Origin of the sequence: Sorangium sp. So ce375 (assembly GCF_051473855.1) — a bacterium.
Taxonomy (GTDB): domain Bacteria; phylum Myxococcota_A; class Polyangia; order Polyangiales; family Polyangiaceae; genus Sorangium.
Genome location: NZ_CP150335.1, coordinates 8749761 through 8763109 on the forward strand (window position 1 = coordinate 8749761; position 13349 = coordinate 8763109).

At 70.2% G+C, this 13349-nt stretch carries 11 protein-coding genes; all 11 read left to right on the forward strand.

Annotated elements, in window-relative coordinates:
* The first annotated feature begins 832 nt into the window (after positions 1-832).
* Genes WME90_RS32540 through WME90_RS32590 form a run of 11 tightly spaced genes read left to right on the forward strand, consistent with a single transcriptional unit; the run spans position 833 to position 13289 of the window.
* The gene (locus WME90_RS32540; protein ID WP_437275931.1) at positions 833-1162 is read left to right on the forward strand and encodes a hypothetical protein; all 330 of its coding nucleotides are present in this window, start codon (positions 833-835) and stop codon (positions 1160-1162) included.
* Positions 1159-1899, forward strand: a complete 741-nt coding sequence (locus WME90_RS32545; RefSeq protein WP_437275932.1) for a CIS tube protein — start codon at positions 1159-1161, stop codon at positions 1897-1899. Before WME90_RS32540 ends, WME90_RS32545 begins: the two co-directional genes overlap by 4 nt.
* An 11-nt stretch (positions 1900-1910) precedes the next feature.
* Complete coding sequence (locus tag WME90_RS32550) at positions 1911-2945, forward strand: phage late control D family protein (protein ID WP_437275933.1); 1035 nt, start codon at positions 1911-1913, stop codon at positions 2943-2945.
* The gene (locus WME90_RS32555) at positions 2942-3541 is read left to right on the forward strand and encodes a phage baseplate assembly protein V (protein ID WP_437275934.1); all 600 of its coding nucleotides are present in this window, start codon (positions 2942-2944) and stop codon (positions 3539-3541) included. Before WME90_RS32550 ends, WME90_RS32555 begins: the two co-directional genes overlap by 4 nt.
* Entirely contained in the window at positions 3541-3954 is a 414-nt protein-coding gene (locus WME90_RS32560; protein ID WP_437275935.1) for a GPW/gp25 family protein, read from the forward strand. The genes WME90_RS32555 and WME90_RS32560 overlap by 1 nt, the downstream gene beginning before the upstream one ends.
* 13 nt (positions 3955-3967) lie before the next feature.
* Positions 3968-6982, forward strand: coding sequence for a putative baseplate assembly protein (locus tag WME90_RS32565; RefSeq protein ID WP_437275936.1), 3015 nt, complete (start codon positions 3968-3970; stop codon positions 6980-6982).
* Positions 6983-6985: 3 nt separating this feature from the next.
* Positions 6986-7984 (forward strand): baseplate protein J, encoded by a 999-nt coding sequence (locus tag WME90_RS32570; RefSeq protein WP_437275937.1) that lies wholly within the window; start codon positions 6986-6988, stop codon positions 7982-7984.
* On the forward strand, positions 7981-8661 hold the full coding sequence (locus WME90_RS32575) for a phage tail protein (protein ID WP_437275938.1): 681 nt from the start codon (positions 7981-7983) through the stop codon (positions 8659-8661). Before WME90_RS32570 ends, WME90_RS32575 begins: the two co-directional genes overlap by 4 nt.
* Before the next feature lie 42 nt (positions 8662-8703).
* On the forward strand, positions 8704-10935 hold the full coding sequence (locus tag WME90_RS32580; RefSeq protein ID WP_437275939.1) for a hypothetical protein: 2232 nt from the start codon (positions 8704-8706) through the stop codon (positions 10933-10935).
* A gap of 8 nt (positions 10936-10943) precedes the next feature.
* Entirely contained in the window at positions 10944-11147 is a 204-nt protein-coding gene (locus WME90_RS32585; protein WP_437275940.1) for a hypothetical protein, read from the forward strand.
* Positions 11148-11162: 15 nt separating this feature from the next.
* Positions 11163-13289 (forward strand): AAA family ATPase, encoded by a 2127-nt coding sequence (locus WME90_RS32590; RefSeq protein ID WP_437275941.1) that lies wholly within the window; start codon positions 11163-11165, stop codon positions 13287-13289.
* Positions 13290-13349 lie beyond the last annotated feature (60 nt).

The following is a 13349-nucleotide window of genomic DNA, read 5'->3' on the forward strand; positions in this document are numbered from 1 at the left end:
CGTGGCGCGCGAGGGGCAGGCGGCGACGGTCGCACGGGCAGAGGCGACGCGGGCGGCGACGGGCGTAGTCCAAGGCGCGGCGCCGTCGCCGGGGCTTTCGGCGCTCCCGCGAGACGCATTTCGGCTGCCGGGCGACGCGCTCGAGCTCCCTTCCGCCGCGCCCGCTTCAACCACGGTCGGGGCGACGCCGGAGGCCGGCTCGCCCCTCCGAGATACCGTCCGGACGCCGCCAGAGCCGATTTCGGCTGCCGGAATGGCCGCCGAGCCGCCGCGACGGCCGCTCTCCCCGAGCGGAGCCGCCCGCGATGCGGAGCGAACGCCGCTCCCGCAGGTTGGAGCCGCAGGCGCAGCAGAGCGCGCGTCGTTCCCCCTGGTTCCAGCGGGGGCTGGAGCGGTACGCGCACCATTCCCACCGAGTGGAGGCGCGGGAGATCCAGAGCGCGCGCCGTTCCCCCTTGCTGGAGCCGCCGACGCGCCGGAGCACACGCCATTCCCACCCGCTGGGACCGCCGCCGCGCCGGAGCGCGCGCCATTCCCACCCGCTGGGACCGCCGACGCGCCGGAGCACGCGCCATTCCCGCCGGTCACCGTCGCCCCTGCCTCGCCGCCGAGCCCGCTCGCCCCCCTCGTGGACACCGGGACGCCTCTGACCTCCACCGCCTCCGCCAATCCCTTCGCCCGCGCGCATCGCGCGGTCGCCCCCCGAGGGCTGCGCCGGGTTCCGGATCGAGCGACGGACAGCCCCCGTGGGGTCCAGGGCGACGCCCCGGCGCTGCGCCACCAGGCAACGCGACCCGTCGTCGCGCCTGTCGCGACCGAGCCTCCTCCGCCCGTGGCCCTCGCGGAGGCTCCGCTGCCCGGCCGACCTCGCGTCGCGCCGCGCGCGGCGGCCGCCTCGACGCCGCGGCTCGCCGAGCTGCCCCATGTCCGCGCGGCCGCTGCGGCTGTCGCGGCGACGCCTGCGGCGCCGGAGGTCCCGACGGTGGCCCGCGCCGCGCGCGCCGTGGCGACGGCCGTCCATGCGCCGGAGCGCGCGCAGGGCGTGACGGCGCGACCTCGCCCCGCGCCCGAGGACGACATCGAGGCCCTCGTCGACAAGGTCGAGCGAAAGCTGCTGCGGAGGATCGCGGCGGAGCGGGATCGCCGAGGAGGCCTCGGATGAGCGCGGACAAGACCGTCGAAAAACTCACCATCTATTACGAGCAGAAGAAGGGGACCAAGCCGGGCGAGGTGAAGGTCGGCTTCAATCCGGCGCAGCTCGCGTTTTCGACGTCGGCGACCTGGGAGCACGTCGAGCCGACGCTCGGCTCGACGAGCGCCTCGTCGGGGATGATGGTGTTTCGGAGCGTCGCGCCGGAGACGCTCACGCTGAACCTCTTCTTCGATACCTATGCGCCCTACCCGTCCGACTCTGCGGGCGGCATGCTCGCGGCCGCGGCGGCCTCCATGGCGAGCAGCGTGACGAGCCTCGTCGGCGGCTCGCTCACCCCGCCGGAGAGCGTCGTCAAGAAGACCGACGAGGTCATGGCGCTCATGCGCGTGAACGCCGAGCTGCATCGGCCCCCCAAGTGCCAATTGATGTGGGGCAAGAGCACGCTCTTCCATGGCGTCCTCCAGCGGGCGAACCGCACCTATACGCTCTTCATGCCCGACGGCACGCCCGTCCGCGCGACGATGGAGTGCACGTTCATGGAGGTCGTCGGGTCGAACCGGGTCGAGCTGCACTCGGCCGACGTGGCGAAGGTGTACGTCGTTCGTGCGGGCGACACGCTGATGGGCATCGCGGCGGAGCATTATGGCGACGGCGGCCACTGGCGGCTGATCGCCGACGAGAATGGCATCGAGAATCCGCGCGCCCTCGTCCCGGGGCGCACGCTCGCAATCCCGAAGGTACGGTGAAAGGACGCGCGATGGAGTCTGGGAGCGACGTCCCCTCGATCGAAGTGAGGCTCGACGGCAAGCCGTGGCCGGCGCCCTACTGGGACGCGCTCGTCGACGTCGACGTGCAGGACGACACCGAGGGGCCGAGCGCTTGCAAGATCTCGTTCATCGCTTGGGACGACGAGAAGACCGACGTCTCACGCGTCGACGACAAGCTCTTCGACATGGGGAAGGCGATCGAGATCGACCTCGGCTACACGAGCAACCTCGAGACCGTCTGCAAGGCCGAGATCGTGAGCGTCGAGCTCGACCTGTCGAGCGGGCAGGCGCCGCGCTTCACGGTGCGGGGCTACGATCGCCGTCACCGCCTGCGCCGCGGCACGTCCACGCGGACGTTCGTCGACATGAAGGACAGCGACATCGCCGCGCAGATCGCGAACAAGAACGGGCTGTCGCCGAAGGTCAAGGACAGCGGCGTCGTCCGCAAATACGTCCTCCAGGACGGCAAGAGCGATCTCGAGTTTCTGCGCGAGCGCGCGAAGGAGATCGATTACGAGGTCGTGGTGGACGGCGAGGTGCTCTTGTTCCAGAAGAAGAGCACGACCCAGAAGACCGTGGTGCTCTCGGCGGACAAGGATCTCAACGACTTCTCGGCGACGGTGAAGGCGGCCGATCAGGTGGGCTCCGTGGAGGTGCGGGGCTGGGATCCCGCGACGAAGAAGGAGATCATCGGCACGTCCGGATCGGCGAGCGCGGCGCCGCCCGGAGCGAGCGGGGACGCGGCGTTCGGCAAGGCGAAGCTCGTGCTCACAAGGCAGGCGATCGCGACGCAGGAGGAGGCGGACCGCGCGGCGTACGCCGAGCTCGAGAGGCTCGCGCGCCGAAGCATGAGCGTGCAGGGGAGCTGCCTCGGCCGCACGGATCTGCGCGCGGGCGTCGAGGTCGACATCCAAAACGTCGGCGCGCGGTTCAGCGGCAAGTACCGCCTGGGCTCCGTGACGCACCGGTTCTCGGCGAAATCCGGGTTTCAGACCTCTTTCTCCGCGGAGAAGCAACTGCCGTGAGCGATTACGGGGCGTTCAAGGACCTCTTCGCCGCGCCTCGCCGCGACGAGAGCCGCATTTATGGCGTCGTCGTCGGCATCGTGACGAACAACCAGGACGACAGCGGCCTCGGGCGCGTCAAGGTCAGGTTCCCCTGGCTGTCGGACGCGGACGAGAGCAACTGGGCCCGCGTCGCGACGCCGATGGCAGGCAAGGACAGGGGCGTCTACTTTTTGCCCGAGGTCGACGACGAGGTGCTGGTGATGTTCGAGCACGGGCGCGTCGATAGTCCCTTCGTCGTCGGCGCGCTCTGGAACGGCGAGGACACGCCGCCGGCCGACAACGCCGATGGGAAGAACAACGTGCGGATCGTCAAGTCGCGGAGCGGGCATACGGTCACGCTCGACGACACGGAGGGCTCCGAGAAGATCACGATCGCCGACGGCAAGCAGAAGAGCACCATCGTCTTCGACGCCGCGAAAGGGGCGCTCTCGATCACGTCCGAGGGCGATTTCACGGTGAAGGTCAAGGGCAAGCTCACGCTCGAGAGCGACGGCGACGTCGCGATCAAAGGCGCCAGCGTGAACATCAACGACGGCAAGCTGAAGGTGCAGTGATGGCCGCTCGGAGCGACGATTTCCTGGGCAACGGCTGGGGATTCGATTTCACGACGGGGGGCGTGGGCCTCGACGAGGCGCGCCGCGTCGCGGAGGCGGGCGGCGAGGCGAAGATCCGGCAGGCGATCTGGATCCTCCTCTCGACGGCGCGCGGCGAGCGCATCGGCCGCCCCGATTTCGGCTGCGGGATCCACGAGCTCGTCTTCGCGACGCGCTCGTCCGGCACGATGGGCGACATCGCCCGCGCCGTGACGGAGGCGATCCAGCGCTGGGAGCCGCGCGTCGAGCTCGTCTCCGTCGACGCGCGCCTGCACCCGAGCGATCCGCAAGGCGTCCTTGTCGACATCCATTACGAGGTGCGCGCCACGAACAGCCGGTCGAACCTCGTCTACCCCTTCTACCTGTCGATCTGATCGGAAGCGGACGATGCCCATCCCGAGCCCCCCCGTCCTGGGATCCGAGTACGACGACATCGCCGAGCGCACCGAGAAGCTCGCCGCCGCGTTCACGCGGACGACCGACGCGCAGGGCAATTCGGTGCCCGGCTGGACGCCACCGGCCGGCGACGAGGTGGATCTCGGGCGCGCGCTCGTCCGCGTCTTCGCGAGGATGGCGCGCCATGCGATCGACCGCGTCAACCGCGTGCCCGAGCGGAGCTTCCTCGCGTTCCTCGATCGGACGGGCGTCACGCCCGCCGAGGCGCGAGCGGCGCGGGTGCCTCTGACGTTCACGCTCGTCGCGCGGGGCGACGCCGAGCCCACGGTGCCGGGACAAACACGCGTCGGCGCCAAGCCGCTCCCGGGCGACGCGCGCGAGGTCGTCTTCGAGACCGAACACGACCTGCGCACGACGCGGGCGAAGCTCGCCGCGGTCTTCGTGCGCCAGCCGGACGGCGATCGCCTCTCGGAGCACACGGCCGAGGCGACCGGGGCGCGCGACGCGTTCTTCGAGGCTTTCGACGGCGGCGCAGCGGCGCCGCACATGATGTACCTGGCGGCCGACGACGTGCTCGGATTGCCCGCGGGCACGCCGGTGACCGTCACCTTCACCGTCGACGACGCCGCGAAATGGCAAGCGCTCCACGCGCCCCAGGCGCCGCTCGTGCGGTGGACCTACTGGAACGGCGCCGCCTGGTCTTCGCTCACGCTCGACGCCGTACCGACGACGAGCATCACGTTCAAGATCCCCTCGGACATCGCGAAGATCTCGATCAACGGGCGGAGCGCGCGTTTTCTCCGCGCCGAGCTCCAAGCATGGCCGGCGGCCGGGGTGCCGAAGCTCCTCGGCGCGCAGGTGATGACCACGCAGACCCAGACGAACGTCGCGCCGACCGCGGCGCTCTCGAGCGGGCGCGTGCTCGATCTCTCGCTCGACTTCTACCCGTTCGGCGAGCAGCCGCGGCTCAACGACCATTTGCTCCTCGCGTGCGACCAGGTGCTCCGCCCGGGCGCGAGCGTCACCGTGAACGTGACGTTGAACGACACGACGCAGCCGCTCAAGGCGACGGACGCGCCGGTGCTCACGTGGGAGATCTCGACGGGGACCGGCTGGAAGGTGGTGCTCGCGGACGTAAAACCGACGAGCGCGACGGCGAAGGACGTGCTGCGTACGACGACGCCGTTCGTCGTGCCCGCCGAGGCCGCGCCCATGACGATCGGCAGCACGAAGGCGACGTGGCTTCGAATCCGCCTCTCCGGCGGCTCGTTCGGCAAGGGCTTGGCGATCGATTACAACCTGACACCGCCGAAGATGACCGATGACGGTTATCGCCCGCCCATCGTCAAATCGATCACCCTCACGTCGACCGCGACGATCAAGAACACGAAGCCGCTCTGCACGACGGAGGACGAGCGCGCCTGCGTCGATCGCGACCTCGCGGCGCCGTTCGCGCCGTTCACGCGCTCGGGGGAAGCCGCGCGCACGCTGTACCTCGGCTTCGATCGCGCGTTCGCCCCGCTCGACACGTACCTCTACTTCCAGGTGGCCCCGCTCGATCCGGTGAGCGCCGCGAAGGAAGCGAACGCGGCGGTGAGCGGCAGCGTGACGTGGGAGTATTCGTCGTCCGGCGGGGCGTGGACGCCGCTCGTCTGCGAGGACGGCACGGGCGCGTTCTCCGCGAGCGGCCTCGTCCGCTTCGTCGGTCCCAAGGATTTCGGGAGAAAGGCTCTCTTCGCGCGAGACCTCTTCTGGATTCGCGCGCGCTCGCAGCTCCCCGCGGGGGTGTCGTCGCCGAGGCTCGGCCACGTGCTGACCAACACGGTGTGGGCCTATGACGCGACCGCCAGGACAAACGAGATCCTGGGCTCGGCGGACGGGAGCGCGGGGCAATCGTTCAAGCTCGCGGCGCGGCCCGTGCTCGCCGGGCAGCGCGTCGAGGTGCGCGAGCCGAGCGCGCCGGAGGGCGAGGAGCGGCGCGCGCTCGTCGAGGCCGAAGGCGACGACGCCGTGTCGAGCGAGGTCGATCCGGCCTTCCCCGGGCAGGTCTGGGTGCGCTGGCACGAGGTCGAGGATTTTTATGCTTCGGGACCGCGAGACCGGCACTACACGATCGATCGCGAGGCGGGCGTCGTGCGCTTCGGCGACGGCCGGCGCGGCATGGCGCCGCCGTGGGCGAGCCGCAACGTGCGCGCGAAGGCGTACGCGACCGGCGGCGGCGCGGACGGCAACCGCCCGGCCGGGACCGTGGTGGCGCTCAAGACGACCGTCCCGTACGTCGACGGCGTGACGAACCACGAGCGAGCGACGGGCGGCGCGGACGCCGACACGCCGGGCGACGTGAAGACGTGGGGCCCGAGCGTCGTTCGCCACGGCTACCGCGCGGTGACTGCGCAGGATTTCGAGGACCTCGCGCTCGAGGCTTCGCCCGCGGTGGCGCGCGCGCGGGTGATCACGCCGGACTTCGACGTGATCAAGGCGGCGGACAACCCCGACACGGCCGGGCTCGGCGCGCTCGCGCCGGGCGCGCTCGTCTTGCTCATCGCGACGAACGGGCCCGATGTGCCGCCGGCGGCCACGACGGGCCTGCTCCGCGAGGTGGACGCCTACCTGCGCGCGCGCTCGGGCCCGGCCGTGACGCTCCGGATCGCGGGTCCCTCGTGGATCGAGGTGAGCGTCACCCAGCTCGACGTCGTGGCGTCGTCCGCGTCCGGGCTCGAGGCGCTGCGGGATCGCATCGAGCGCGCGCTGGTCGCGTTCTTCCACCCCATCACGGGCAACACCGACGGCGGCGGTTGGGCCTTCGGGGCGCTCCCGCACGAGTCGGACGTCTATCGCTTCGTGATGGCGATCCCGGGCGTGCATCGCATCGGCGCGCTCACGTGGACGATGTCCCCGACTGGCAGCAGCGCCGGGCCGCCGGAGCCCGACAGCCCGACGCGCGCGCGCGTGCTCATCTATCCGGGCCGCCAGACCGTGCAGATCTTCTCGCCCGGAGGGACGTGAGCCATGGCCATCAAGCTCCCGGTGCTCGACGACAAGACGTACGCGGAGCTCGTCGAGGAGGCGCGTACGGCGCTGCCGGCGATTCACCCGGGCTGGACCGATCACAACCCGTCGGATCCCGGCATCGCGCTCATCGAGCTCTTCGCGTGGCTGACCGAGATGCTCATCTTTCGCGCGGGTCGCATCCCGGAGAGCAGCGAGCGCGCCTTCTTGCGGCTCCTCAGCGGCGGCGCGCACGGGGGCGAGGCCGATCTCGGCGCCGCCACGGAGGCCACGCTCCGCGACCTGCGCGAGCTCTACCGCGCGGTGACGGCCGACGATTACGAGCGCCTCGTCGCGTCCGCGTGGCCTCGCTCGCCCGAGGCGCTTGAGCTCGAGGCCAAGGACGCGGGGTCGAGCGAGATCGCGCGAGCGCATTGCGTCCCCGAGCGCGACCTGTCGGCGGCGAACAAGCTCGCGGCCGCGCCGAGCCACGTGAGCCTCATCGTCGTGCCTCGCCCGAAGACGCCGTGGATGGCGCCTTCGGCCGCGCTCCTCGGCGCGCTGACCGCTTTTTTCGCCGAGCGCCGCCTCATCACGACGAGGCTCCACGTGGTCGGCCCGACGCCGGTGCCGATCACGCTCGAGGCGACGATTCATTTGCGCGACGACGCGCCGCCAGGCGGCGCCGGCGTGCGCGGGGCCATCCAGCGCGCGCTGCTCGAACATTTCGACCCCTACCCCGACGGGCGGACGCGGCGCGGTTGGCCCTTCGGTCGCGACGTCGATCTGTCCGACGTTCTCGCCGTCATCGACGACGTCGAGGGCGTCGAGTACGTCGCGACGGACGCCACGCTGAAGCTCACGGCGCCGGGCGATGTGCTCGGCAGCCGACAGAACACGAGCGGCGGCAAGCTCCTCGGGCTGCGCATCGAGGCGCACGAGCTGCCGCGCTTCGAGCCCGCGAACATGAAGCTCACGTTGATGGAGCGGCGAGGGAGCACGTGGTGGCCGATCCCATGAGCAGTTATCTGCCTTATTTGCCTGCGGTGTTGCGGCAGAGCCCGTTCCTCGGCCGCTTCTTGCTCGCGTTCGAGGCGGTGCTCTCGGGCGTCGACCCGGCGTCGATCCCCGACGACGCCTCGCTCGACGACGTTCGCGACCTCAAGGGGATCGAGCGGGTCCTCGACGGGATCGACCGTTATTTCGATCCTCTGCGGACCGATCCGGAGTTCTTGCCCTGGCTCGCGCAGTGGGTGGCGACGAGCCTGCGCGATGATTGGAGCGAGGAGACGAAGCAAAAATTCCTCGCGAACATCGTGCCGCTCTACCGGGAGCGGGGGACGCGCGCCGGGATCGAGAAGGTGCTGCACCTGTCGGGGGACGAGGCGCAGGTCGTCGATTTCCACGACGGCCTGCACGAGAGCCTCGAAGCCGTGCATTTCCCGTTCAACCCGAAGCCGCCTCATTTTTTCGGCGTGATCCTCACGGTGTCCGAGCGTGATCCGGCGAAGCTCGCGCGCCAGACGCGCCGAGTGCGGGCCATCGTCGACCGCGAGAAGCCCGCGCACGCGGTGTATGGGCTCCGCATCCTCTACCCGGCGATGCGCATCAACAACGCGAAGAGCAACACGGCCTTCGGGCCTGGGCTCACGATCAGCAGCACGAACCCGCTCGTGCTCGGGACGACGAAGGTTTGAACTTCAGCCCCCATTGCCCGTATTTGATTCGAGGAACAGGCCATGGCCGATAAGTACGAGCTCCCGACCTACACGCTCTCTCGCGTTCGTTATTACGACGGCGAGTATCTCAAGGACGACGAGTTCATCGACGAGCAGAAGTATCATATCGATCGCCGGCAGCGGCACGACCGCCTGCTGCACGTGGCCGGGGTGTGCGAGGGGCTCGGGCTCGCGCTCGCCAATGCGACGACGGTCAAGGTGTCGGCGGGCACGGCGATCGACGCTCAGGGCCGCACGATTCTGGTGGGCGCGGACCAGACGCTCGCGATCAAGCCGGAGAACAACGGGGCGCTCTACGTTCAGCTCTCGTTCGGTGAGGTCGCGGACAGGCCCGCGGACGCGAACAGCGCCGTTTCCTCGAATACGCGGTTCACGCAGGCGCCCACGCTCGTGCTCGCAGCCGCGGTCCAGGCGAACGCTGTGGTGCTCGGGCAGGCGGTCATCGCGAACGGGCAGGCCTCACAGGTGACGGCGACGGGGCGGACGTATTCGGGGCTGCGGCTGCCTGGCCCGGCGAACGCCGGGTACGCGCTCCACGCGCGCGGCGATGCGTCGCCTGGCCTCGTCGATCTCGAGTGCAACCTGAACGTGACGGGAACCGTCCAGGTGTCGGGAAACCGGGTCAAGAGCAAGACGGGGCTCGGCATCTTGCAGACGGACGCCACGGATTGCCTGCGCGTCAATCCCGACGGGGATTATCCCTTCACGGCGATCTACAAGCCGGTCGCGATCGGGACCGGCGGCCTCGCCGTCGGCGACTGGACGCAGCTCCCGAGCGGGCAGCTCAAGACCACGAGCGACGCCGTGATCGGCGGCGCGCTCCAGGTCTCCGGCAATCGGATCAAGAACAAGACGGGGCTCGGCATGTTGCAGGCCGACGCGGCCGATTGCCTGCGCGTCAATCCCGATGGAGATTATCCCTTCACGGCGATCTACAAGCCGGTCGCGATCGGGACGGGCGGCCTCGCCGTCGGGGATTGGACGCAGCTCCCAGCCGGGCAGCTCAAGGTCACGAGCGACGCGACGATCGGTGGAAAGGCCACTGTCCAAGGCGACGTTTATGCCGCGAACTCGGCGCTCTACTTCACGAGCACGACGCACGACCATTCGGGGATCGGAAATACAACCGGCTACGCCGCCATCGAGAACTCCAAGAACTACGAGGCTCTGATGATCCTCGGTCGGGCAGGGACCACGAAGGGTCGGCTCGTCAAGCTCTGGGACTACCTGCTCGTCAACGGGGGGCTCGAGGTGGCGGGCGACGCACAGGTGACCGGGAGTCGGATCAAGAACAAGAGCGGGCTCGGCATGTTGCAGGCGAACGCGGACGATTGCCTGCGGGTCAATCCCGATTCCCATTATCCGTTCACGGCGATCTACAAATCGGTCGCGATCGGAACCGGCGGCCTCGCCATCGGGGATTGGTCGCAGCAGCCGGAAGGGAATCTCAAGGTCACGGGGAGCAGCTACATCGGAGGCGTATTGAGCTTCGGCGCGACCGTCCGGCAGATGATCAACCTGTGGAGTAACGACTACGGCATCGGCGTCCAGTCCTCGACGACGTATTTTCGTACAGGTGGCAACTTCGCGTTCTACAAGGGCGGCACCCACAACGACGCCGAGTGGAACGCCGGCGGCGGCGAGCGCATGATGGCCATCTATAACGGGAACGTGAAGATCCCGGGCAACATCGGCACGAGCGGGTACGATCCGGTGGGCGGTTTGCCGGGCGGCTGGGGCGGCGGCGTCCACACGTGGGACGTCGCGGTGCGAGGGACCGGCAAGAGCGTGCATGGCTGGCAGACGGGTGGATGGGACCTCGCCGAGAAGTTCGACCGGCACGATCCGTCGCTCGAGCCTGGCGACGTCGTCGTCGCGGACCCCGAGGTGCCGGAGCGGCTCATTCGCTCGTCGGCGCCCGAGCAGACGACGATCCTGGGCGTCATTTCGGAGAAACCCGGGTTCTTGCTCGGCGTCTCGTGGGAGGACCCGAAAAACCCGACCGCGCTGGCGCTCGCCGGGCGCGTCCCCGTCAAGGTGACGCTCGAGGGCGGCCCGATCCGAATCGGCGACCTGTTGACGAGCGCGTCCGAGCCGGGGCACGCGATGAGGGCGAGCCGCCCGGCGAGGGTCATCGGCATGGCGCTCTCCGCGTTCGACGGCTCGCAGTCGGATCGCGGAAAGGTCATCGTGCTGATCAACTTGCACCAATGGTCGCCCGTCGAGCGATAGGAAAACAAATGAAGCAGGACATCGAATCCAGGCTGCAAGAGCTGCAGAAAGAATATGAAGCCGGTCAGAAAATGCTCGCCGAGCTCGACGCGAAGAAGCAAGCGATCACGGCGACGCTGCTCCGCATCGAAGGCGCGATGCAGGTGCTCCGGGATCTCCTTGCGCCACAAGCGCCCAGCGACGGCGCTGCCCCCGCGCCGCCCACAGGCTGAACCCGCCAGCGCCGGATGACCGCCGCCGCGCCGTACGCGTCCTCGATCGAGCACCTCCTCGCCGAGGTCGCGCGCGTCGATCTGCTGCTCGCCGTCCATGCGATCGCTCATGCAGAGCCCGCCCGCGCGCGCCGTGCGTCGTCCGCCGAGGAGCGTATCCACGCGCTGCTCGACCGCGCCGCGGCCCGAGCGCCCGCGCCTTCGGCGGCCGTGCTCGCGGCGCGCGCCGAGGCCGATCGCTCGGCCCGCGAGATCGAGCGCCGCGCCGCCGAGAACGCCCGCTCGGGTGTTCCCCTCCGCCTCGCGGAGCTCGCGGCTCGCTTCGGGCTCGATCGCGTCGACGTCGATCTGCTGCTCGCGACGCTCGCGCCCGAGGTGCCAGGCACATCGAGCGCCAGCGCCGCGCGGCCCACCGCCTCTACCGTGCTCGCGGCGCTCCTGCCGTCGATCGAGGCGCAGATCGCCGCGCGGCGCCGCCTCAGCCGAGGCGCGCCGCTCCTGCGCCACGCGCTCGTGCACCTCGACGACGAGCCCGCGAACGCGCGATTGCCGCTCCCCGCGCGCGCCCTCTCCATCGACCCGCGCATCGCCGGCTTCCTCTTCGGCGACGACGCCCTCGACGCGCGCGTCGCGCCCTATGTCCGCGTGACGCGCCCCCAAGGCTCGCTCGACGCGCTGCTCATGCCGGCCGAGCTCAAGGAGAGCCTCGCGGGCCTCGTCGCGCTCGAGCCGCGCGACGGCCCCTCGGCGATCGTCACGATCGCGGGCCCCGCCGGCGCCGGCAAGCGCTCGCTCGCCGCCGCGATCTGCGCGGCCTCCGGTCGGCGGCTCGCGCTCGTCGATACCCCGGCCCTGCTCGCCGCAGGCGACGACGCCGTCGCGCTCCTCTTGCCGATGATCCTCCGCGAAGCGATCCTCGCCGACGCCGCGCTCCACTGGATCGACGCCGGCGCCGCGCTCGCGAGCCCGAAGACCCCCGCGGCGCGGGCGCTCGCCGGGGCGATCCGCGCGCACGCGGGCCTCACGTTCGTCTCCGGCGCGGCGCCCTTCGCAGGCGCGCTCGGCTCCGGCGACGGCCGGGCTGCGCACGTCGAGCTGCAAAGGCCGAGCGCCGCCGATCAAGCGCGCCTCTGGGCGAGGGCGCTCGGCGGCGACGGCGTCGAGCGCGTCGATCTCTCCGCGTTGACGAGCACGTTTCGCCTCACGGGCGGCCAGATCCTCGAGGCGGCCGCCGCCGTGAAGAGCCAAGCTCGCTTGCGCGAGCCCGGCGCGCGCCCGACGACGGCCGACGTCGCGGCGGCGTGTCGATCGCTCCACGATCAGAGGATCGGCTCGCTCGCCCGCGCGATCTTCCCGCGCCACGGCTGGGACGATCTCGTCTTGCCCGCGGACAAAAAGGCGCTGCTCCGCGAGCTCTGCGCGCAGCTCCGCCACCGCGGCCGGGTGCTCGACGAGTGGGGGTACGAGCGAAAGCTCGGCCTCGGAAAAGGGCTCTCCGCGCTGCTGTCGGGGCCGCCCGGCACCGGAAAGACGATGGCGGCGAGCGTCATCGCCGGCGAGCTCGGCGTGACCCTCCTGCACATCGATCTCTCGACGGTGGTGAGCAAATACATCGGCGAGACGGAGAAGCACCTCGCGGAGCTCTTCGACAGCGCGGAGGCCGCCAACGCGGCGCTCTTCTTCGACGAGGCCGACGCGCTCTTCGGCAAGCGCACCGAGGTGCGCGACGCACACGACCGGTATGCCAACCTGGAGACGAGTTACCTGCTCCAGCGCGTCGAGTCGTACGAGGGCGTGGTCCTGCTCGCGACGAACTTCATGAAGAACATCGACGAGGCGTTCGTGAGGCGCTTCGCGTTCGTGATCGAGCTCCCGTTCCCGAACGCGGCGGATCGGCTGCGTATATGGCGGGGCATCTGGACGCCCGAGACGCCGCTCGACGCGGACGTCGATCTCGCGTTCCTCGCCGATCGCATCGAGCTCTCCGGCGGCTACATCCGCAACATCGCGCTCGCGGCGGCGTTCATCGCGGCCGAGGAGGGAAAGCCCGTGGCGATGCGGCACCTGCTCCACGCGACGCGGCGCGAGTTCCAGAAGATGGGAAAGGTGGTGGACGCTGGTTTCTTCGATTTCCCCCGCTGACGCGCCGCGCGACTGGCACGGGGCGAACCACCGTTGGGTCGTCGCGGCCCTCGCCGTCCT